At 70.5% G+C, this 20,908-nt stretch carries 19 protein-coding genes; 1 reads left to right on the top strand and 18 read right to left on the bottom strand.

The genetic code is table 11. The features are described from left to right. Window positions 1-10: 10 nt before the first annotated feature. From ABCR94_RS19930 to pyrR, 14 genes are all read right to left on the bottom strand, one after another. Window positions 11-2,161, bottom strand: a complete 2,151-nt coding sequence (locus ABCR94_RS19930) for a primosomal protein N' (protein ID WP_347120873.1) — start codon at window positions 2,159-2,161, stop codon at window positions 11-13. Window positions 2,162-2,284: 123 nt separating this feature from the next. After that, a complete protein-coding gene (gene metK, locus ABCR94_RS19935) occupies window positions 2,285-3,508 on the bottom strand; it encodes a methionine adenosyltransferase (RefSeq protein WP_347120874.1) in 1,224 nt (407 codons plus the stop codon). 259 nt (window positions 3,509-3,767) lie between these two features. Then, window positions 3,768-4,970: a bifunctional phosphopantothenoylcysteine decarboxylase/phosphopantothenate--cysteine ligase CoaBC gene (gene coaBC, locus ABCR94_RS19940; protein WP_347120876.1), complete on the bottom strand. Its 1,203-nt coding sequence runs from the start codon at window positions 4,968-4,970 to the stop codon at window positions 3,768-3,770. Between the two features lie 150 nt (window positions 4,971-5,120). Beyond that, entirely contained in the window at window positions 5,121-5,393 is a 273-nt protein-coding gene (gene rpoZ, locus ABCR94_RS19945; protein ID WP_347120878.1) for a DNA-directed RNA polymerase subunit omega, read from the bottom strand. 29 nt (window positions 5,394-5,422) lie between these two features. Further along, the gene (gene gmk / locus ABCR94_RS19950; RefSeq protein ID WP_347120880.1) at window positions 5,423-6,016 is read right to left on the bottom strand and encodes a guanylate kinase; all 594 of its coding nucleotides are present in this window, start codon (window positions 6,014-6,016) and stop codon (window positions 5,423-5,425) included. Window positions 6,017-6,055: 39 nt separating this feature from the next. Further along, a complete protein-coding gene (locus ABCR94_RS19955; protein WP_015607350.1) occupies window positions 6,056-6,379 on the bottom strand; it encodes an integration host factor in 324 nt (107 codons plus the stop codon). Between the two features lie 280 nt (window positions 6,380-6,659). Continuing rightward, window positions 6,660-7,535, bottom strand: coding sequence for an orotidine-5'-phosphate decarboxylase (gene pyrF / locus ABCR94_RS19960; RefSeq protein ID WP_347120882.1), 876 nt, complete (start codon window positions 7,533-7,535; stop codon window positions 6,660-6,662). Next, window positions 7,532-8,641: a quinone-dependent dihydroorotate dehydrogenase gene (locus ABCR94_RS19965; protein ID WP_347120884.1), complete on the bottom strand. Its 1,110-nt coding sequence runs from the start codon at window positions 8,639-8,641 to the stop codon at window positions 7,532-7,534. Before ABCR94_RS19965 ends, pyrF begins: the two co-directional genes overlap by 4 nt. Window positions 8,642-8,762: 121 nt before the next feature. Further along, entirely contained in the window at window positions 8,763-12,074 is a 3,312-nt protein-coding gene (gene carB, locus ABCR94_RS19970) for a carbamoyl-phosphate synthase large subunit (RefSeq protein ID WP_347120885.1), read from the bottom strand. Next, window positions 12,067-13,218: a glutamine-hydrolyzing carbamoyl-phosphate synthase small subunit gene (carA, locus tag ABCR94_RS19975; RefSeq protein ID WP_347120887.1), complete on the bottom strand. Its 1,152-nt coding sequence runs from the start codon at window positions 13,216-13,218 to the stop codon at window positions 12,067-12,069. Before carA ends, carB begins: the two co-directional genes overlap by 8 nt. Beyond that, the gene (locus ABCR94_RS19980) at window positions 13,215-13,814 is read right to left on the bottom strand and encodes a PH-like domain-containing protein (RefSeq protein WP_347120889.1); all 600 of its coding nucleotides are present in this window, start codon (window positions 13,812-13,814) and stop codon (window positions 13,215-13,217) included. The genes carA and ABCR94_RS19980 overlap by 4 nt, the downstream gene beginning before the upstream one ends. Beyond that, window positions 13,811-15,097: a dihydroorotase gene (locus tag ABCR94_RS19985; protein WP_347120890.1), complete on the bottom strand. Its 1,287-nt coding sequence runs from the start codon at window positions 15,095-15,097 to the stop codon at window positions 13,811-13,813. The genes ABCR94_RS19980 and ABCR94_RS19985 overlap by 4 nt, the downstream gene beginning before the upstream one ends. Window positions 15,098-15,099: 2 nt before the next feature. Beyond that, window positions 15,100-16,083: an aspartate carbamoyltransferase catalytic subunit gene (locus tag ABCR94_RS19990; protein WP_347120891.1), complete on the bottom strand. Its 984-nt coding sequence runs from the start codon at window positions 16,081-16,083 to the stop codon at window positions 15,100-15,102. Between the two features lie 94 nt (window positions 16,084-16,177). Continuing rightward, window positions 16,178-16,753 (bottom strand): bifunctional pyr operon transcriptional regulator/uracil phosphoribosyltransferase PyrR, encoded by a 576-nt coding sequence (pyrR, locus tag ABCR94_RS19995; RefSeq protein ID WP_347120893.1) that lies wholly within the window; start codon window positions 16,751-16,753, stop codon window positions 16,178-16,180. A gap of 196 nt (window positions 16,754-16,949) precedes the next feature. On the opposite strand from pyrR, the gene bldD reads away from it, so the two are divergent. Further along, window positions 16,950-17,450, top strand: a complete 501-nt coding sequence (gene bldD, locus ABCR94_RS20000) for a transcriptional regulator BldD (protein ID WP_283520629.1) — start codon at window positions 16,950-16,952, stop codon at window positions 17,448-17,450. 202 nt (window positions 17,451-17,652) lie between these two features. Here the strand turns inward: bldD and nusB are convergent, their stop codons facing one another. The 4 genes from nusB to ABCR94_RS20020 all read right to left on the bottom strand — a co-directional run bounded on the left by nusB (window position 17,653) and on the right by ABCR94_RS20020 (window position 20,789). Continuing rightward, on the bottom strand, window positions 17,653-18,090 hold the full coding sequence (gene nusB, locus ABCR94_RS20005) for a transcription antitermination factor NusB (protein WP_347120894.1): 438 nt from the start codon (window positions 18,088-18,090) through the stop codon (window positions 17,653-17,655). Window positions 18,091-18,092: 2 nt separating this feature from the next. Then, complete coding sequence (efp, locus tag ABCR94_RS20010) at window positions 18,093-18,659, bottom strand: elongation factor P (protein ID WP_347120895.1); 567 nt, start codon at window positions 18,657-18,659, stop codon at window positions 18,093-18,095. A gap of 61 nt (window positions 18,660-18,720) precedes the next feature. Continuing rightward, window positions 18,721-19,833: a M24 family metallopeptidase gene (locus ABCR94_RS20015; RefSeq protein ID WP_347120897.1), complete on the bottom strand. Its 1,113-nt coding sequence runs from the start codon at window positions 19,831-19,833 to the stop codon at window positions 18,721-18,723. A 125-nt stretch (window positions 19,834-19,958) separates the two neighbouring features. Continuing rightward, window positions 19,959-20,789 carry a Pro-rich N-terminal domain-containing protein gene (locus ABCR94_RS20020; protein WP_347120899.1) on the bottom strand — a complete coding sequence of 277 codons (831 nt, stop codon included), beginning with the start codon at window positions 20,787-20,789 and terminating at the stop codon, window positions 19,959-19,961. Between the last annotated feature and the right edge of the window lie 119 nt (window positions 20,790-20,908).

Raw genomic sequence — 20,908 nt, forward strand, 5'->3', positions numbered from 1 at the left:
CGGGCCGCCCTCACCCAATGTCCGGCGGGTCGATCCTGATCCGCACGGGCTCCCCCCCGCCCCGCGCCATTCGCCCCGCCTGAGCCGCCTTGAGCGCGGCAGCGAGCGCCGCCCCGCTCCCCGGTGGCACCCGCAACAGCACGCGCTCCCAGTGCTCCCCCGTCGGCGGGTCCCCGGGTCTGCGTGGCCTGCCGGGATCGGGGGCCGCGACGGGGACGGGCCCCAGCAGCTCCACATCCGCCGGCAGCTCCGCCGCGGCCACGAACGCCGCGAGCGCCTCCGCCCGCCCGCTCACCGCGGCCATCCGCGACACCGGCGGAAAGCCCAGCTCGGCCCGCTCCGCCAGCTCCCGCAGCGCGTGCCCGACCGGGTCCCACCGCACCAGCGCCTGCACAGGACGCAGCGTCGGCTCGGCGACGATCACCACAGTGCCGCCGTCGCTCTGACTCCGGACCAGCGACGCGGCGGCGATCCAGCGCCGCAGCGCCTCCTCACCCGCCCGCAGGTCCGGGCGCCCGAGCATCGCCCACCCGTCGAGCAGCAGCGCCGCCGCGTACCCTCCGTCGGCGACCGGCTCGGCCCCCGGCGTGCTCACCACGAGCGCGGGCTGCCCCGGCACGGTGTCCAGCACATGGTCGCGCCCGGACGTGCGCACCGGCACCGCGGGAAACGCCCGCCCCAGTTCCTCGGCGGTCCTGCGCGCGCCGACGACCTGCGCACGCAGCCGCTTGCCCCCGCACTCGGTGCAGTGCCAGCCGGTCGAGCCGCGCCCGCACCACCCGCACATCAACTCCCGCTCGTCCGGCGCCTCCAGCGGCCCGGAGCAGTGCGCGCACCGCGCGGGCGTACGGCACCGCTCGCAGGCCAGCCGCGGTACGTACCCGCGCCGCGGCACCTGCACCAGGACCGGGCCGCTCTTGAGCCCTTCCCGTACGGTCTGCCAGGCCAGGCTGGGCAGCCGCGCGGCCCGCGCAGCCTCGTCGCGCGCCAGCTCGGCGTCGCCCACCGTCCGCACCAGCGGCGCCGTGGCACGCACCCGCTCGCGGTCGGCGACGAGCGGCAGCGCCCAGCCGCTCTCAACGAGCTGGGCCGCCTCCACGGTGCAGCTCGTGCCGCCCAGCAGAAAGCCGCACTTGTCGTGCGTGGCCCGCAGCTGAAGCACCTCGCGCGCGTGCGGCAGCGGTGCGTGCGGCTCGCTGTGGCTGGAGTCTCCGTCGTCCCAGATGATGACGAGCCCCAGGTCCCGCACCGGCGCGAACATCGCGGCCCGCGTCCCGACCACGGCCCGCACCGCACCGCGCCGCACCGCGAGCCACTGCCGGTAGCGCTTCTCGGGCCCGGCGTCGGCGGTGAGCAGCGCGTGCCGCCCGTCGCCGAGCAGCCCGGTCAGCGCCGCGTCCACCCGCGCCGCGCTGCGCCCGTCCCCCACCACGATCAGCGCCCCCCGCCCGGAGGCCAGCGTCGCGGCGGCGGCCCGGGCGATCTCCTCGGCCCAGTGCGCCCCGGGAAGCGCCGTCCACACCGCCCGCGGCGCGCCGCCCTGCCCCAGCGCCTCCAGGAACGCGGCGCCCTTCGCATACCGCCCCCACGTGCCGGGCTCGGGCATCGCGGGCGCCGGCAACGGCTCCGGCGAGGCCTTCCCCTCGGCCCTGGCGTTGCGCGGCGGCACGGCCAGCTGCAGTACGTCGGCCAGGCTCCCCGCGTAACGGTCGGCCACCGCACGGGCCAGCCCCAGCAGCTCCGCACTCAGCACGGGCTCCGGCGACACCACTCCGGCGAGCGCGGCGAGGGCCCCCTGGTAGTCGGAGTCGGCGCGCCGCTCGACGAGAAACCCGTCGATCAGCCCCCCGCCCTCCCGTCGCCCGTCCCGCACCTGATGCGCCCCGGCCCCGAACCGCACCCGCACCCGCACCCCCGGCTGAGCGTCGGCGCCCAGCTCCTCGGGCACGGCGTAGTCGAAGTACTGATCAAGATGCAGCACGCCCTTGTTCACCACGACCCGCGCCACCGGCAACACCTTGGCCAGCGCGGCCCCCCGCCACGTCCGCGGCTTGGCCCGCGGCACCTTCGCCCGGCCCACACTCTCCCGAATGAGCGCAAGCTGCTCCGGCACCCCGGCCGTGGCCGGAGCCTCTTCGGGCTGCTCGTTTTCGCTGCTCACAGCCAAATTCCTACCAGACCGCACTGACAGCGCTGACAGACCAGGGACCCGACGCCACGCGTACGGCCCCGGACCAGTGCGGTCCGGGGCCGTACGCGTACATCGGCGACGAGCAGAGGCTGGTTACAGACCCGCGGCCTCGCGCAGCGCGTCCACGCGGTCCGTGCGCTCCCAGGTGAAGTCCGGGAGCTCCCGGCCGAAGTGGCCGTACGCCGCGGTCTGCGCGTAGATCGGGCGCAGCAGGTCGAGGTCGCGGATGATCGCGGCCGGGCGGAGGTCGAAGACCGTGGCGATCGCGTGCTCGATCTTCTCGCTGTCGACCGTGGCCGTGCCGAAGGTCTCCACGAAGAGGCCGACCGGCTCGGCCTTGCCGATCGCGTACGCGACCTGGACCTCGCAGCGCGCGGCGAGACCCGCGGCCACCACGTTCTTGGCGACCCAGCGCATCGCGTACGCGGCCGAGCGGTCCACCTTCGACGGGTCCTTGCCCGAGAACGCGCCGCCGCCGTGGCGGGCCATGCCGCCGTACGTGTCGATGATGATCTTGCGGCCGGTGAGGCCGGCGTCGCCCATCGGGCCGCCGATCTCGAAGCGGCCGGTCGGGTTGACCAGCAGGCGATAGCCCTCGGTGTCCAGCTTGATGCCGTCCTCGATGAGCTGACCCAGCACGTGCTCGACGACGAACTCGCGGATGTCGGGCGAGAGCAGCGAGTCCAGGTCGATGTCCGAGGCATGCTGCGAGGAGACGACGACCGTGTCGAGGCGGACGGCCTTGTCGCCGTCGTACTCGATGGTCACCTGGGTCTTGCCGTCGGGGCGCAGGTACGGGATGGTCCCGTTCTTACGGACCTCGGAGAGCCGGCGCGAGAGCCGGTGCGCCAGGTGGATCGGCAGCGGCATCAGCTCGGGCGTCTCGTCGCAGGCGTACCCGAACATCAGGCCCTGGTCGCCGGCGCCCTGTTTGTCGAGCTCGTCGCCCTCGTCACCTGCGGCGGCACCCTCGACCCGCTTCTCGTACGCCGTGTCGACGCCCTGCGCGATGTCGGCGGACTGTGAGCCGATGGACACCGAAACGCCGCAGGAGGCGCCGTCGAAGCCCTTCTTCGAGGAGTCGTAGCCGATTTCGAGGATCTTGTTGCGGACGAGCGTCGGGATGTCGGCCCAGGCTTTGGTGGTGACCTCGCCGGCCACATGCACCAGGCCGGTAGTGATCAAGGTCTCCACGGCGACCCGGGAAGCCGGGTCCTCCCGCAGGAGCGCGTCAAGAATCGTGTCGCTGATCTGGTCAGCGATCTTGTCGGGGTGACCTTCGGTCACAGACTCCGAAGTGAACAGACGACGGGACACAACGCTCCCTGGGGTTGCAGCGGCTGCTGGCTCATCATTGGCGGACCGGCCGGGAGCTGCGCCCGGCGTCGGTCCTGGACCAGTTTATCGGTCCCTTCCGGCGACCGGACCACGCGTCTCGCTCCGTGGGAGCGCCGTGGTCCGCGGCACTGCATTGTGCAGTACGACCATCGCCTCCCACCAGAGGCCGAAAAGTCGTGTTTCCACCGGTTTTCGGCCACGGAGGGACTCCTTCCGGCCCGCCGAGCCGCACGGAGATTTAACCGAGCCGACTTGTCACCAGATCCCAGACCGTGTCGGCCAAGGCCTCCTTGGGTCCGTACGGCACCGGAGTCTCGCCCCCGTCCGCAGCAAGCACGACGGCTTCGTTCTCCTCCGAGCCGAAGGTCTTGCGCTCCCCCACCTCATTGACGACTAGCAGGTCACAGCCCTTGCGCTGGAGCTTTTCCCGGGCGTTGGCCAGGACGTTGTCGGTCTCCGCGGCGAAGCCGACGACCACCTGTCCCGGCCTGGCCCGCTCCGCCGAGATCTCGGCGAGGATGTCCGGATTACGGACCAGCTCGACGGCGGCGGGCTCCTGGCCGTCCTTTTTCTTGATTTTGCCTTCGGCGTACGCCGAAGGGCGGAAATCGGCCACCGCGGCAGCCATCACCACCACATCGGCGTCCGCCGCTGCCTTGAGCACGGCCTCGCGCAGTTGCACCGCCGTCCCGATCCGGACGATGTCGGCGCCCGCCGGGTCGGGCAGGCCGGTGTTGGCCTCGATGAGCGTGACCCGGGCGCCGCGCGCGACGGCGGTACGGGCCAGGGCGTATCCCTGCTTCCCGGAGGAACGGTTCCCCAGGTAGCGCACGGGGTCGAGCGGCTCGCGCGTACCGCCCGCGCTGATCACGACGTGCCGACCGGCCAGGTCGGGCTCGCGGACACCGCGCGCCAGCACCAGGCGGCAGACCTCGAAGATCTCACCCGGGTCCGGCAGCCGGCCCTTGCCCGTGTCCACGCCGGTGAGCCGGCCGACCGCGGGCTCAATGACGACCGCACCGCGGCGGCGCAGCGTCGCGACGTTCTCCCGGGTGGCCGGGTGCTCCCACATCTCGGTGTGCATCGCGGGCGCAAAGATCACCGGACAGCGGGCGGTCAGCAGGGTATTGGTCAGCAGGTCGTCGGCGAGGCCGTGGGCCGCCCTGGCCAGCAGGTCGGCGGTGGCGGGGGCCACCACAACCAGATCAGCGGTCTGTCCGATGCGTACGTGCGGGACCTGGTGGACCGCGTCCCAGACCTCGGTCGAGACCGGGTTGCCCGAAAGCGCCGACCAGGTGGCCCCACCCACGAAGTTCAGGGACGCCTCGGTCGGTACGACCCGTACGTCGTGGCCGGACTCGGTCAGCCGTCGCAGCAGCTCGCACGCCTTGTAGGCGGCGATTCCCCCGCTGACCCCCAGCACGACACTCGGCTTGTCCACTGCGTCTCCCAAACGGCCGGCAACCAGAACTGACGTAACCAAAACACTGACGCAACCAAAAACGACGTCCTGCGACACGTCATATGACACACCACAGGCCCGGCAGTCGCGCTGCCGGGCCTGTGGTGAAAATTATTCCTGCGCGTGGTGCTACTGAGCGGGGCCCTCAATGGGCTCGGAGGTCAGCAGACCCGCGTTGATCTCGCGCAGGGCGATCGAGAGCGGCTTCTCGTGGACGTGGGTGTCCACCAGAGGACCGACGTACTCGAGCAGACCCTCACCGAGCTGCGAGTAGTACGCATTGATCTGACGCGCACGCTTTGCCGCGTAGATCACGAGGCTGTACTTCGAGTCCGTAGCCTCGAGCAGCTCGTCGATCGGCGGGTTGATGATGCCCTCGGGCGTGGAAATGGAAGAGGACACGCTCTACCTTCCGAAAAAGTGGACAGAGATCAAGCAACTTCCATCAACGTTAGCAGCTCGCGCGCCACGTCCTCGACCGAGGTGTTGACAAGGGTCGTATCGAACTCCGCCTCGGCGGCGAGTTCGATCTTGGCGGCCGCCAGCCTGCGCTCGATGACGTCGGGGGCCTCGGTGCCGCGACCGGTCAGCCTGCGCACCAGCTCGTCCCAGCTGGGCGGGGCCAGGAAGACCAGCCGGGCCTCGGGCATCGACTCGCGGACCAGCCGGGCGCCCTGGAGATCGATCTCCAGGAGCACGGCCTCGCCCGCGTCGATCCGGTCGCTCACGGCACGCCGGGGCGTGCCGTACCGGTTGCCGGCGAACTCGGCCCACTCCAGCAGCTCGCCATTGGCGATCAGCTTGTCGAACTCGTCGTCACTGACGAAGAAGTACTGGATGCCGTGACGCTCGCCGGGGCGCGGCTTGCGTGTGGTGGCCGACACCGAGAGCCAGACCTCAGGGTGGACCTTCCGCATATGGGCGACGACCGTGCTCTTGCCGACCCCGGAAGGGCCGGAGAGCACGGTCAGCCGCGGACGTACGTCCGGGGGTACGGGGGGCATCCCCCGGGATGTTGCAGCCATGGAGCTGATTATCCAGCTTCTCGGGAGTGCCCGAGAACGTCAGGCGGCGCCGCCGCCGAACTCACGCTCCAAAGAGGCGATCTGATTGGACCCGAGACCGCGCACACGGCGGCTTTCGGAGATCCCCAGTCGCTCCATGATCTGCTTGGCGCGGACCTTGCCCACGCCGGGCAGTGACTCAAGAAGGGCCGAGACCTTCATCTTGCCGATGACATCGTTCTCCCGGCCCTGCTTGATGACCTCATGGAGCGAGGCACCGGAGTGCTTGAGCCGATTCTTGACCTCGGCCCGCTCCCGGCGAGCCGCGGCGGCCTTTTCGAGCGCGGCTGCGCGCTGTTCAGGGGTAAGGGGCGGAAGAGCCACGCCTACGTCACCTCGGATGTCGAACTGTCGGATACGGACCGGTGAGGAAGCTGGTCGCCCCACACCACGGCGAGCAACGAACAACGGAGTTGCGCGTTTGCTCTCGACGGAGACTAGCGGCCAGGACCGCTCCAGTCAGCGAGAACAGACGAAAAGTCCTGGTCAGCCTCCACCGGCTGGGATATTTCGGTCATATCACCCCGGTTTTGGGTAAGGATTCCGTCAACACGGCCCGCGCACCCGACGGCAACCGGGCGACAGGTGCCTGGCTGGCGCCCTGTCACGCCCCCGAGACCGCCGCCCGCACCTCGTCGGCGAAGCGGGAAGCGGATTCCCGCAGTCCGGCGGCATCCGGGCCGTGGCGGAGTACGCCACGACTCACGCTCGGGACGACATTGCCGACGGCGGACCCGAAGACAACCGGCAGATCGGCCGGGGTCGCGCCCTGCGCGCCGATGCCGGGCGCCAGCAGCGGGCCGTTGATCGCCAGGTCGACACCCGCGTCGCCGAGTGTCGCGCCGACCACCGCGCCGACCGAGCCCAGCGGCGTGGCGCCCGCGTTCTCGGCCGCCATGTGGTCGAGCATCACCTGCGCGAGCGAGCGCCCGTCGGCCACCGTCGCACGCTGGACCTCCGCGCCCTCCGGGTTGGAGGTCAGGGCGAGCACGAAGACGCCCGCCCCGCTGACCCGCGCCGCGTCCAGTGCCGGGCGCAGCGATCCGAAGCCCAGGTACGGCGAGACCGTGACCGCGTCGCAGAAGAGCGGCGAGTCCTTGTCCAGGTAGGTGGCGGCGTACGCGCCCATGGTCGAGCCGATGTCGCCGCGCTTGGCGTCCATCAGCACGAGCGCCCCGGCCGCGCGCGCCTCCTCGACGGCCTTCTCCAGGACCGCGATGCCCCGCGAGCCGAAGCGCTCATAGAAGGCCGACTGCGGCTTGAGCACGGCGACCCGGTCGGCCAGCGCGTCGACGACCGTACGGGTGAAGGCCGTCAGGCCGCCGATGTCGTCGCCCAGGCCCCACGCGTGGAGCAGCGAGGCGTGCGGGTCGATGCCGACGCAGAGCGGGCCACGGGTGTCCATGGCGTGGCGCAGGCGCGCACCGAAGGTTTCGACGGCGCCCGGGGATCCGGCGCCTGCGGGGTTTTCCGCGGTCATCGGGCGGCCTTCCTGGTCCCGGCGCCGACGGCGTCGGCGAGGGTGGCGTACGGGCTGTTGGCAAGACGCGAGGCCAGGCCCTTGTGGACGGCGCGGGCCCAGAACGGGCCCTCGTAGACGAAGGCGCTATAGCCCTGGACGAGCGTGGCGCCCGCGAGGATGCGCTGCCAGGCGTCCTCGGCGTTCTCAATGCCTCCGACGCCCACCAGGGTGATCCGGTCGCCCACGCGCGCGTACAGGCGGCTCAGGACCTCCAGGGAGCGCTCCTTGACGGGCGCTCCGGACAGTCCGCCGGTCTCCTTGACCAGGGCCGGGTCCGACTTCAGGCCGAGGCTCTCTCGGGCGATGGTGGTGTTGGTGGCGATGATGCCGTCCAGGCCGAGCTCCAGGGCCAGGTCGGCGACGGCGTCGACGTCCTCGTCGGCCAGGTCGGGCGCGATCTTCACCAGGAGCGGGACGCGGCGGCCGGTGACCGTGCGGTCGGCCGCCTCGCGCACGGCACTGAGCAGCGGGCGCAGGGCCTCGGTGGCCTGGAGGTCGCGCAGGCCGGGGGTGTTCGGGGAGGAGACGTTGACCACGAGGTAGTCGGCGTGGGCGGCGAGGCGCTCGGTGGAGGTGACGTAGTCGCCGATGGCCTCCTCCTCCGTGACGGCCTTGGTCTTGCCGATGTTGACGCCGACGGTCGTCCTGAAGACCGGGTTACGGGCTGCCAGGCGGGCCGCCACCGCTTCGGAACCCTCGTTGTTGAACCCCATGCGGTTGATGAGCGCACGGTCCTTCACGAGGCGGAAGAGGCGCTTCTTGGGGTTGCCCGGCTGCGGCTGGGCGGTGACCGTACCGATCTCGATGTGGTCGAAGCCCAGCATCGACATCCCGTCGACCGCCACGGCGTTCTTGTCGAAGCCGGCGGCGAGGCCGAAGGGCCCTTGCATGCGCAGGCCGAGTGCCTCGGTGCGCAGTTCCTCGTAGCGGGGCGCGAGGGCGGCCGCGACGAGGGTGCGCAGGACCGGGACGCGGGCCGCCAGGCGGATCCAGCGGAAGGCCAGGTAGTGGGCCTGCTCGGGGTCCATGCGCTGGAAGACGAGGTTGAAGAAGAGCTTGTACATGGGCTGCGTGTGCCTTCTGAACGAGGGGCGGGAGGGGCTCATGAGGCAGACGCTCATGAAGGGGGCTCATCAAGAGGGCTCATGAAGAGGGGGACACCGGCCGGTGTCCCCCTCGTTCGCCCTATTCCGCGCGGGCCGCGGTCAGGTGCTCGGCGTGTTCCTGGAGGGAACGGACGCCGACGTCGCCGCGCCTGAGTGCGTCGATGCCCTGGACTGCGGCGGCGAGCGCCTGGACCGTCGTCAGGCACGGGACGCCGCGCGCCACGGCCGCCGTGCGGATCTCGTAGCCGTCGAGGCGGCCGCCCGTGCCGTACGGCGTGTTGATGATGAGGTCGACCTCACCGTCGTGGATGAGCTGGACGATGGTCTTCTCGCCGTTCGGGCCCTCGCCCTCACTCAGCTTGCGCACCACCGTGGCGTTGATGCCGTTGCGGCGCAGCACCTCGGCGGTGCCGGAGGTGGCGAGCAGCTCGAAGCCCTGTGCGACGAGCTCGCGGGCCGGGAAGATCAGCGAGCGCTTGTCGCGGTTGGCGACCGAGATGAAGGTGCGGCCCTTGGTGGGCAGCGGGCCGTACGCGCCGGCCTGCGACTTGGCGTACGCCGTGCCGAAGACCGAGTCGATGCCCATGACCTCGCCCGTGGAGCGCATCTCCGGGCCGAGCACGGTGTCGACGCCACGTCCGTGCATGTCGCGGAAGCGGCTCCACGGCATCACGGCCTCCTTGACGGAGATCGGCGCGTCCTGCGGCAGGGTGCCGCCGTCGCCGGTCTTCGGCAGGAGGCCCTCGGCGCGCAGTTCGGCGACGGTGGCGCCCAGCGAGATGCGGGCGGCGGCCTTCGCGAGCGGCACCGCGGTCGCCTTCGAGGTGAAGGGGACGGTACGCGAGGCGCGCGGGTTGGCCTCCAGGACGTAGAGGATGTCGCCGGCCAGCGCGAACTGGATGTTGATCAGTCCGCGGACGCCGACGCCCTTGGCGATGGCCTCCGTGGAGATCCGCAGCCGCTTGATGTCGAAGCCGCCGAGGGTGATCGGGGGCAGCGCGCAGGCGGAGTCGCCGGAGTGGATGCCGGCTTCCTCGATGTGCTCCATGACGCCGCCGAGGTAGAGCTCGGTGCCGTCGTAGAGCGCGTCGACGTCGATCTCGATCGCGTCGTCGAGGAACCGGTCGACCAGGACCGGCCGGGTGGGGCTGATCTCGGTGGACTCGGCGATGTACGAGGAGAGGCGGGTCTCGTCGTACACGATCTCCATGCCGCGCCCGCCCAGCACGTACGACGGGCGTACGAGCACCGGGTAGCCGATCTCGTCGGCGATGGCCTTGGCCTCGGCGAAGGTCGTCGCGGTGCCGTGCTTGGGTGCGGGCAGGCCGGCCTCGGCGAGGACCCGGCCGAAGGCACCGCGGTCCTCGGCGGCGTGGATGGCCTCCGGCGGGGTGCCGACGACCGGTACGCCGTTGTCCTTGAGCGCCTGGGCGAGGCCCAGCGGGGTCTGGCCGCCGAGCTGGACGATGACGCCGGCGATCGGTCCCGCGAGGGACTCGGCGTGCACGATCTCCAGCACGTCCTCAAGCGTCAGCGGCTCGAAGTACAGGCGGTCGGAGGTGTCGTAGTCGGTGGAGACGGTCTCCGGGTTGCAGTTGACCATCACGGTCTCGTAGCCCGCCTCGCTGAGCGCGAAGGAGGCGTGGACGCAGGAGTAGTCGAACTCGATGCCCTGGCCGATACGGTTCGGGCCCGAACCCAGGATGATCACCGCGGGCTTGGTGCGCGGTGCGACCTCGGACTCCTCGTCGTACGAGGAGTAGAAGTACGGGGTGTTGGCGGCGAACTCGGCGGCGCAGGTGTCGACCGTCTTGTAGACCGGGCGGACCCCGAGCGCGTGCCTGACCTCGCGGACCACGTCCTCGCGCAGACCGCGGATCTCGCCGATCTGGGCGTCGGAGAAGCCGTGCCGCTTCGCGTCCGCGAGCAGCTCGGGGTCGAGCTTCTCGGCGGCGGCGAGCTCGTCGGCGTGCTCCTTGATCAGGAACATCTGGTCGACGAACCACGGGTCGATCTTCGTGGCGTCGAAGATCTCCTCGGCGGTGGCGCCGGCCCGCATCGCCTGCATGACGGTGTTGATACGCCCGTCGGTGGGGATCTTCGCGGTCTCCAGAAGGGCGGCCTTGTCGCCGGGCTCACCGATGAAGGTGAACTGGCTGCCCTTCTTCTCCAGCGAGCGCAGCGCCTTGTTGAGCGCCTCGGTGAAGTTGCGGCCGATCGCCATGGCCTCGCCCACCGACTTCATGGTGGTGGTGAGGGTGGCGTCGGCGGCCGGGAACTTCTCGAAGGCGAAGCGCGGCACCTTGACGACGACGTAGTCGAGGGTGGGCTCGAAGGACGCCGGGGTCTTCTCGGTGATGTCGTTGGGGATCTCGTCCAGCGTGTAGCCGACGGCCAGACGCGCGGCGATCTTCGCGATCGGGAAGCCCGTGGCCTTCGAGGCCAGCGCCGATGAGCGCGAGACGCGCGGGTTCATCTCGATGACGATGATCCGGCCGTCTTCGGGGTCGATCGCGAACTGGATGTTGCAGCCGCCGGTGTCGACGCCGACCTCGCGGATGATCGCGATGCCCACGTCGCGCAGCCGCTGGTACTCGCGGTCGGTCAGCGTCATCGCCGGGGCGACGGTGATCGAGTCGCCGGTGTGCACGCCCATCGGGTCGAAGTTCTCGATGGAGCAAACGACCACGACGTTGTCGTTCTTGTCGCGCATCAGCTCCAGCTCGTACTCCTTCCAGCCGAGGATGGACTCCTCAAGGAGCACTTCGGTGGTCGGCGAGAGCATCAGGCCCTGTCCGGCGATGCGGCGCAGTTCCTCCTCGTCGTGTGCGAAGCCGGAGCCGGCGCCGCCCATGGTGAAGGAGGGCCGGACGACGACGGGGTAGCCGCCGAGCGTCTCGACGCCGCCGATGATGTCGTCCATCGTGTGGCAGATGACCGAGCGGGCGGACTCGCCGTGGCCGATCTTGGCGTGCACGGCCTCGACGACGCCCTTGAAGAGCTGGCGGTCCTCGCCCTTGTTGATGGCCTCGACGTTGGCGCCGATGAGCTCGACGCCGTACTTCTCCAGCACACCCTGCTCGTGCATGGAGATCGCGGTGTTGAGCGCGGTCTGGCCGCCGAGGGTCGGCAGCAGCGCGTCGGGGCGCTCCTTGGCGATGATCTTCTCGACGAACTCCGGGGTGATCGGCTCGACGTACGTCGCGTCGGCGATCTCCGGGTCGGTCATGATCGTCGCCGGGTTGGAGTTGACCAGGATGACCCGCAGGCCCTCGGCCTTCAGGACGCGGCAGGCCTGGGTGCCGGAGTAGTCGAACTCCGCGGCCTGGCCGATGACGATCGGTCCTGAACCGATGACCAGGACGGACTGGATATCGGTGCGCTTAGGCACGCTGGTCCTCCATCAGGGCGGTTTCCATCAAAGACGTGAAGCGGTCGAACAGGTACGCGGCGTCGTGCGGACCCGCTGCTGCCTCGGGGTGGTACTGGACGCTGAAGGCCGGCCGGTCGAGCAGCCGGAGGCCCTCCACCACGTTGTCGTTGAGACAGACGTGGGAGACCTCTGCGCGGCCGAAGGGGGTGTCGGAGACCCTGTCGAGCGGGGCGTCGACGGCGAATCCGTGGTTGTGCGCGGTGATCTCGACCTTGCCGGTGGAGCGGTCCTTCACCGGCTGGTTGATGCCTCGGTGGCCGTACTTGAGCTTGTACGTGCCGAAGCCGAGCGCGCGGCCCAGGATCTGGTTGCCGAAGCAGATGCCGAAGAGCGGGGTCCTGCGCTCCAGGACGGCCTTGACGACCGTGAGGTCGACGGTGGCGGGGTCGCCGGGGCCGTTGGAGAGGAACACGCCGTCGGGTTCGATCGCGTAGACGTCGTCGGCCGTGGCCGTGGCGGGCAGCACGTGCACCTCGATGCCGCGCTGGGCCATCCGGTGCGGGGTCATGCCCTTGATGCCGAGGTCGATGGCGGCGACGGTGAACTTCTTCTCACCGATCGCGGGCACGACGTACGCCTCCTTGGTGGTGACCTCGGCGGCCAGGTCGGCGCCCGTCATCTCGGGGACCTGCTGGACGCGGGCGAGCAGCGTGGCCTCGTCGGCGAGCGCCTTGCCGGAGAAGATGCCGACGCGCATGGCGCCGCGCTCGCGCAGGTGGCGGGTGAGGGCGCGGGTGTCGATGCCGCTGATACCCACGACGCCCTGTCCGACCAGCTCGTCGTCGAGGGAGCGGCGCGAGCGCCAGCTGGACGGGATGCGGGCGGGGTCGCGCACGACGTAACCGGCGACCCAGATCCTGCCGGACTCGTTGTCCTCGTCGTTGATGCCGGTGTTGCCGATGTGCGGGGCGGTCATCACGACGACCTGGCGGTGGTATGACGGGTCCGTGAGGGTTTCCTGGTAGCCGGTCATGCCGGTGTTGAACACCGCCTCGCCGAAGGTCTCCCCCACGGCCCCGTAGGCACGGCCGCGGAAGCTGCGACCGTCCTCCAGGACGAGTACGGCGGGAGCCCTGCCGGCTCCCCGGGTGGAGATCGTCATCGTGCGGTGCCTTCCGTCGTGATGGTCTTGCCGATGGTGTCGCTCATGGTGTTGATCGCCTCGACCCAGGCCGCGTGCTCGGCGGCCCGGTCGGAGCGGAAGCCGGAGTCGATCTGCTGGTCCCCGTGCTGCCAGGTGACGACCAGCAGGCCGCCCTCGGCGAGGACCTTGCCCGCGATGCCCTTGTCGAGACGGGCCTCGCGCAGCGCCGCCGCGGGTACGAAGAAGTCGCTCGCCCCGGGGCGTACGACATCGAGCCCCTCGTCGGTGAGCGTCAGCTCGACCTTGCTGCGGGTGCCCAGACCGTGCGCCACGATCCGGTCGAGCCAGTGCCCGGCGGTCGTCGACCCGTGGTAGCGGCCGCTCATGTTCAGCTTCGCCGCACCGGGTGATTCGGGCGCGGTGGGCAGCTCGGGGAGGTCCGACTGGAGGGTGCCGCGCCACTTCCAGCCCTGGCGCATCAGCCAGTAGACGAGCGTGATGAAGAGCAGCAGAGCGACGACCCAGCCGATGCGGGCGGCCCAGTCGGTCACTTCGGCCGACTTCTGCTCGGCGGCCTCGGCTGCCTCGGCGGCCAGATGAATGAAAGGTGTCACGCCAGAATCCCGTCAACGACCGTCGCGCGGCCCCTCAGCCAGGTGTGGGTGACGCGTCCCGGCAGCTCACGGCCCTCGTAGGGGGTGTTGCGGCTGCGGGAGGCGAAGCCCGAGGGGTCCACGGTTCCACGGTAAGCCGGATCGACGAGCGTGAGGTTCGCGGGCTCGCCTGCCGAGACGGGGCGGCCGTGGCCCTCCAGGCGGCCGATGGCCGCGGGCCGGAAGGACATCCGGTCCGCGACGCCCGCCCAGTCGATCAGGCCGCTGTCCACCATCGTCTGCTGGACGACGGACAGGGCGGTCTCCAGACCGACCATGCCCATGGCGGCCGCGGCCCACTCGCAGTCCTTGTCCTCGTGCGGGTGCGGGGCGTGATCGGTGGCGACGCAGTCGATGGTGCCGTCGGCGAGGGCCTCACGCAGGGCCATGACGTCGGCCTCGGTGCGCAGTGGCGGGTTCACCTTGTAGACCGGGTTGTACGTACGGACCAGCTCGTCCGTCAGCAGCAGGTGGTGCGGGGTGACCTCGGCGGTGACGTTCCAGCCCTTGGACTTGGCCCAGCGGACGATCTCCACCGAGCCGGCGGTCGAGAGGTGGCAGATGTGCACGCGTGAGTCCACGTGGGCGGCGAGGAGGACATCGCGGGCGATGATCGACTCCTCGGCGACGGACGGCCAGCCGCCGAGGCCCAGCTCCGAGGAGACGATGCCCTCGTTCATCTGGGCGCCCTCGGTGAGGCGGGGCTCCTGGGCGTGCTGGGCGACGACGCCGTCGAAGGCCTTCACGTACTCCAGCGCGCGGCGCATGATCACGGCGTCGTCGACGCACTTGCCGTCGTCGGAGAAGACCTTCACGTTCGCGGCGGAGTCGTGCATGGCGCCGAGCTCGGCGAGCTTCTTGCCCTCCAGTCCGACGGTGACGGCGCCGATGGGCTGGACGTCGCAGTAGCCGGACTCCCTGCCGAGGCGCCAGACCTGCTCGACGACGCCCGCCGTGTCGGCGACGGGGAAGGTGTTGGCCATGGCGTGGACGGCCGTGAAACCGCCGACGGCCGCAGCCCTGGTGCCGGTCAGTACGGTCTCGGCGTCCTCGCGGCCCGGCTCGCGCAGGTGGGTGTGCAGGTCGACGAGGCCCGGCAGCAGGACCTTGCCGGCCGCCTCGACGACGGTCGCGTCGCCCGCTTCGATGTGGGCGCCGACCTGGGCGATGGTCTCACCGTCGATCAGGACGTCCTGCGGCTCGCCGCCCAGGACCTTCGCACCGCGGATCAGGATCTTGCTCATGGTTACTTGTTCTCCTCGGTGCGGGCGTTGGTCGAGATGGCGGGCTCATTGCCGCCCAGAAGCAGATAGAGGACGGCCATCCGGGTGCTGACTCCGTTGGCGACCTGCTCGACGGCCGTGCAGCGGTCGGAGTCCGCGACCTGTGCGGTGATCTCCATGCCGCGGTTCATCGGGCCGGGGTGCATCACGATGGCGTGCTCGGGCATCCGCGCCATCCGGTCGCCGTCCAGGCCGTAGCGGCGCGAGTACTCGCGCTCGGTGGGGAAGAAGGCGGCGTTCATCCGCTCGCGCTGCACACGCAGCATCATGACCGCGTCGGACTTCGGCAGCACCTTGTCGAGGTCGTAGCCGACCTCGCAGGGCCAGTTCTCGACGCCGATGGGCACCAGGGTGGGCGGCGCGACGAGCGTCACCTCGGCGCCGAGGGTGTGCAGCAGCAGGACGTTGGAGCGGGCGACGCGGCTGTGCAGGATGTCGCCGACGATCGTGATGCGGCGGCCGCCCAGGTCACGCCCTATCCCCGCGTCGGCGCCGACGAGCCGGCGGCGCATCGTGAAGGCGTCGAGCAACGCCTGCGTGGGGTGCTCGTGGGTGCCGTCGCCCGCGTTGACGACCGCGCCGTCGATCCAGCCGGAGGTGGCGAGGCGGTAGGGGGCGCCGGAGGCGCCGTGCCGGATGACGACAGCGTCCGCGCCCATCGCCTCCAGCGTCAGCGCGGTGTCCTTCAGCGACTCGCCCTTGGAGACGGACGAGCCCTTGGCGGAGAAGTTGATGACATCGGCGGAGAGGCGCTTGGCGGCGGCCTCGAAGGAGATGCGGGTGCGGGTCGAGTCCTCGAAGAAGAGATTGACGACGGTACGTCCGCGCAGCGTCGGCAGCTTCTTGATCGGCCGGTCCGCTACCCGGGCCATCTCCTCGGCGGTGTCGAGGATCAGGACGGCGTCGTCGCGGGTGAGGTCGGCGGCCGAGATGAGGTGGCGCTTCATCTGGTGCTCCGTGAGTCGTGGAGGGGCGCTGAAGTGAAGGCGGGCAGGGCGCAGCAGGGTACGGACCCGGTGCTCGGGCCCGTACGGGAAAGCGCTACTGCTCGCCGGCCGGAGCGGTCTGCTTCAGACCGAGCAGCACGGCGTCGCGGCCGTCCTCCTCGGCGAGCTGGACCTTGACCGTCTCCCGCAACGACGTGGGGAGGTTCTTGCCGACGTAGTCGGCCCGAATGGGCAGTTCGCGGTGACCGCGGTCGACGAGGACCGCGAGCTGTACGGCGCGGGGGCGGCCCATGTCGCCCAGCGCGTCGAGCGCGGCCCGGATCGTACGGCCGGAGAAGAGCACGTCGTCGACGAGGACGACGAGCCGGTCCTCGATGCCCTCATCGGGGATTTCCGTACGCGCGAGGGCGCGTGCGGGGCCCCTGCGCAGATCGTCGCGGTACATGGTGATGTCGAGGGAGCCCACCGGCACTTTCCGGCCGGTGATCTCTTCGAGCTTGGCGGCGAGCCTGCGGGCCAGGAAGACACCGCGGGTGGGAATGCCGAGGAGCACCACGTCGTCGGCGCCCTTGGCGCGCTCGACGATCTCGTGGGCGATGCGGGTCAGTACCCGCGCGATGTCGGGGCCCTCAAGGACAGGGCGTGCCTCATCGGAATTCTTTGCGTCCATTAGAAACGGACCCCCTTCTCCGCCTCACAGGACGGATCTTAAAGGACGTCGAAATTGCGTCATCCACAGTACCAGGGCGTTTCCGCGCCCCCCTCGGGGCCCCCGGAAACAACCGGTCCGGACCATTCGGCTTGACGCATCCAAGTAACGCTGCGTAACCTCACAGTGAGTTACCAGTCTTCGTCCGGGGAGCCATATGTCCAGCGAATACGCCAAACAGCTCGGGGCCAAGCTCCGCGCCATCCGCACCCAGCAGGGCCTTTCCCTCCACGGTGTCGAGGAGAAGTCCCAGGGCCGTTGGAAGGCCGTCGTAGTCGGGTCGTACGAGCGCGGCGACCGCGCCGTAACCGTGCAGCGCCTCGCCGAGCTGGCGGACTTCTACGGGGTCCCCGTGCAGGAGCTCCTGCCCGGTACGACGCCCGGCGGCGCAGCCGAGCCGCCGCCCAAGCTCCGGCTCGACCTGGAGCGTCTCGCGCACGTCCCGGCGGAGAAGGCCGGCCCGCTCCAGCGGTACGCCGCCACGATCCAGTCGCAGCGCGGCGACTACAACGGCAAGGTGCTGTCGATCCGCCAGGACGATCTGCGCACCCTCGCCGTGATCTACGACCAATCGCCCTCGGTCCTGACCGAGCAGCTCATCAGCTGGGGCGTGCTGGACTCCGACGCACGCCGTGCGGTCGCTCACGACGACGTCTGAGCGGACCCAGCAGAAACGTAACGCCGGGGTCGGCAGAGGCTTTTCGCCTCTGCCGACCCCGGCGTTCGTGCATCGCCCCACAAGGCCCGTAGGCGAGACGTGAGCGCGATGGAACCCCCGGGGCACGCAGAAGCCATGAAAAGGGCCTGCGGCACGCTCTCAGCGCGCCGCAGGCCCTTTTCGGCCGTACCCCTGGCGGGAACTATTCGCGGTTCTCGCGGCGCAGGTTCGGCTTGAGGTCCTTGAAACGGCTCATCATGCCGTTCACGAAGGACGGGGAGTCGTCGGTGGAGAACTCCTTGGCGAGCTGTACCACCTCGTCGATCACCACCGCGTCGGGCGTCTCGTCCACCCACACCAGCTCGAAGGCGCCGAGCCGCAGGAGGTTCCGGTCGACGACCGGCATCCGGTCGATCGCCCAGTCGACGGCATAGGTCCCGATGAGCTCCTCGATACGGTCCGCGTGTTCCGCGTACCCCTCGACGAGCGACATCGTGTATTCGGTCACCGGCGGCTGCCGGTCGTCGGTCCTGGCATGCCGAATCCAGTCCGCGAGGACCGTCTGCACGGACTCACCGCGCTGGTCGGCCTCGAAAAGGATCTGGAAGGCGCGCTTGCGCGCCTTGTTCCGGGCAGCCACGGTTAGCTGTTCACCCGGCCGAGGTAGTCGCCCGTACGGGTGTCGACCTTGATCTTCTCACCGGTGGTGATGAAGAGCGGAACACCGATCTCGTGGCCCGTCTCCAGCTCGGCCGGCTTGGAGCCGCCGGTGGAGCGGTCGCCCTGGACGCCGGGCTCGGTGTACTTGATGACCAGCTCAACGGCGGCGGGGAGCTCGATGTAGAGGGGGCTGCCCTCGTACATCGCGACGCTGGCCTCGAAGCCCTCAAGCAGGAAGTTCTTGGCGTCGCCGACAACCTTGGGATCGACGTAGATCTGGTCGTACGTGTCCATGTCCATGAAGACGAAGTTGTCGCCGTCCTTGAACGAAAACTGCATGTCGCGCTTGTCGATGCTGGCCGTCTCGACCTTCACGCCGGCGTTGAAGGTCTTGTCGACGACCTTGCCGGAGAGCACGTTCTTGAGCTTGGTGCGCACAAAGGCAGGGCCCTTGCCGGGCTTGACGTGCTGGAACTCGACGACGGACCAGAGCTGGCCTCCGTCGAGCTTGAGCACCAGGCCGTTCTTGAGGTCGTTCGTGGAAGCCACGGTTGCGGAATCTCCTGGACTGAAGGCTGGTGGGACCTAGGGTGCACGCTGCGGCACACGGCTACAGCGCTAGCAGCTCCTTGGTCGTGATGGTGAGTAGCTCGGGTCCGCCGTCCGCCTCTGGGCGGACGACGAGCGTGTCATCGATCCGGACACCGCCCCGGCCCGGGAGGTGGACCCCCGGTTCGACGGTGACCGGCACACAAGCGTCCAGTTTACCCATGGCCGCAGGTGCCAGCTCCGGGTCCTCCTCGATTTCGAGCCCCACACCGTGTCCGGTCCGTGCCGGGACGTTCTCTCCGTAGCCCGCCGCGTCCAGTACCTGGCGGGCCGCACGGTCCACTTCGCGGTAGGCGACGCCGGGTGCCAGAGCCTCCCGGCCCGCCCGCTGAGCGGCGAATACGAGGTCGTACAGCTCGATCTGCCAGTCCGCGGGCGTGGAGCCGATGACGAAGGTACGGCCGATCTCGCAGCGGTAGCCGCGATAGTTGGCGCCGAGGCAGACGGAGAGGAAATCTCCTTCCTCGACCCGCCTGTCCGACGGCCGGTGTCTGCCCTGCCCCGAATTCGGCCCGGTGGCCACCGAGGTCGCGAAGGCGGGGCCGTCGGCGCCGTGGTCGACCAGCCGACGCTCCAGCTCCAGGGCGAGATGGCGCTCGGTGCGCCCGACGAGAATCGATTCGAGCAGCTCGCCGAGGGCCTGGTCGGTGATCTCGGCCGCGGTCCGCAGGCTCGCGATCTCCTCCTCGCCCTTGACGATCCGCAGCTGCTCGACGGCGCCCGCGAGATCGTGCAGGCGCAGCTGCGGCGCGACCGAGCCGAGCGCCCGGTGCCGGGTGACGGTGAGGTGGTGCTCCTCGACGGCGAGGGACCGCGCGCCGGACGCCGCGACGAGATCGGCCGCCGCTACGACGGTGTCGCCTCCGGGCATCGGCAGGACCGTGACCCGCAGCAGCTCGTCGGGGCGGCCGTCCGCGGGGTCGACCACCGACGTACGGGGGCAGAGCAGGACGTCCTCGCCCTCGCCGGGACCGAGCAGCAGCACGGCGCCGGGCGGCGCTCCGCCGGCGAGATAGCGGACATTGGCGGGACTGGAGACGAGTGCGGCGGCGCTGCCGGCTGCGGCACACCGGTCCCGCAGCCGTCCGCGGCGAACCGCATACACCTCTGACATGCCACGAGCGTACGAGCGCTTGCGCGACCCGGCCGGTTCAGCGCGTCCGACCGGGCGGCGGGGCCGCCGCGCCCCGGCCGCCGCGCCGGGGGAGCGCGGCCACCCTCGCCTGGGCCGTACGGCGGCTACCAGCTGGGCGGGCTGGCGATGGATCGGGCCAGTACCTCGTCCAGTACCCGGGCCGTGGTCGGCACGTCGTACTTGGAGTTGTCGATGATCGGCAGCCCCGAGCCGTACCAGCCGGCCATCCGGCCGTGGATGCGGGCTACTTCCTCGTCGGAGAGCCGGCGGTTGCCGCCGCGCTGGGCGTTGCGCTCCAGCACGATCTCCAGGCCGGGAAGGATCACCACGGGCAGCAGCCCGGGTCCGACATGGCGCTTCCAGCCGCCGAGCCCGACGACGGGCCGGTCAGGGAAGACTGCGTCGTCGACGATGCACGAGATGCCGTTGGCCAGGAAGTTGCGGGCGGCGAAGCCGCAGGTGCGGCGGGCGAGGCGGTACTGGGCCTCGGAGTGGTCGTTCCAGCCGGACTGCGGGTCGGCGAAGCCCGAGCAGACCCATTCGCGTACGTCGTCGAGGCTGATGTGCGCGGTCGGCACCCTGCGGTGCTGTGCCCAGTACTTGGCGACGGTCGTCTTGCCCGCACCGGCCGGGCCGATGAGCAGCACGGCCAGCGTCGTGCTGCCGGTGTTGGCGGGCGCCGCGGCGGGTGGCGGCGCGGGCACGGGAACGGGGCCGCCGGGCGGCAGCTGTATGTGCCCCGTGGTGTCGCGGGACGCAGGCTGCGGACCGTGCTGCGGGGCGGGTGAGGCCCAGCCGGGCGCCGGAGCGGGCCCTGGAGGGGCCTGCGGGGGCCCGTGGGGTGCCGGGGGCCCGGCGGGGTGCGGGGCGCCCTGCGCCCACGCGGCGCCGGGCTCGTGGGGCGGTGGCAGCGGAGCCCCCATAGCGTGCTGCATCCGGTGCCACTCCGTCTCGTACAGGCGACTCGTGCTGGGCCAGGGCGGTCAGGGCCTACCGAACGGTACCCTCCCCGGCCGCCGCACTGTGAACGGCCGGGGAGGGTCCTAAGTGCCCT

The sequence above is a fragment of the Streptomyces changchenzhani genome (assembly GCF_039766235.1).
Taxonomy (GTDB): Bacteria; Actinomycetota; Actinomycetes; order Streptomycetales; family Streptomycetaceae; genus Streptomyces.

Excerpts from the sequence above, each read along its gene's own strand:
- gmk (WP_347120880.1), bottom strand. The coding sequence starts at position 6,016 with ATGGCTGCAACATCCCGGGGGATGCCCCCCGTACCCCCGGACGTACGT.
- pyrF (WP_347120882.1), bottom strand. The coding sequence starts at position 7,535 with ATGACCGCGGAAAACCCCGCAGGCGCCGGATCCCCGGGCGCCGTCGAA.
- ABCR94_RS19965 (WP_347120884.1), bottom strand. The coding sequence starts at position 8,641 with ATGTACAAGCTCTTCTTCAACCTCGTCTTCCAGCGCATGGACCCCGAG.
- carA (WP_347120887.1), bottom strand. The coding sequence starts at position 13,218 with ATGACGATCTCCACCCGGGGAGCCGGCAGGGCTCCCGCCGTACTCGTC.
- ABCR94_RS19985 (WP_347120890.1), bottom strand. The coding sequence starts at position 15,097 with ATGAGCAAGATCCTGATCCGCGGTGCGAAGGTCCTGGGCGGCGAGCCG.
- ABCR94_RS19990 (WP_347120891.1), bottom strand. The coding sequence starts at position 16,083 with ATGAAGCGCCACCTCATCTCGGCCGCCGACCTCACCCGCGACGACGCC.
- pyrR (WP_347120893.1), bottom strand. The coding sequence starts at position 16,753 with ATGGACGCAAAGAATTCCGATGAGGCACGCCCTGTCCTTGAGGGCCCC.
- bldD (WP_283520629.1), top strand. The coding sequence starts at position 16,950 with ATGTCCAGCGAATACGCCAAACAGCTCGGGGCCAAGCTCCGCGCCATC.
- ABCR94_RS20015 (WP_347120897.1), bottom strand. The coding sequence starts at position 19,833 with ATGTCAGAGGTGTATGCGGTTCGCCGCGGACGGCTGCGGGACCGGTGT.
- ABCR94_RS20020 (WP_347120899.1), bottom strand. The coding sequence starts at position 20,789 with ATGCAGCACGCTATGGGGGCTCCGCTGCCACCGCCCCACGAGCCCGGC.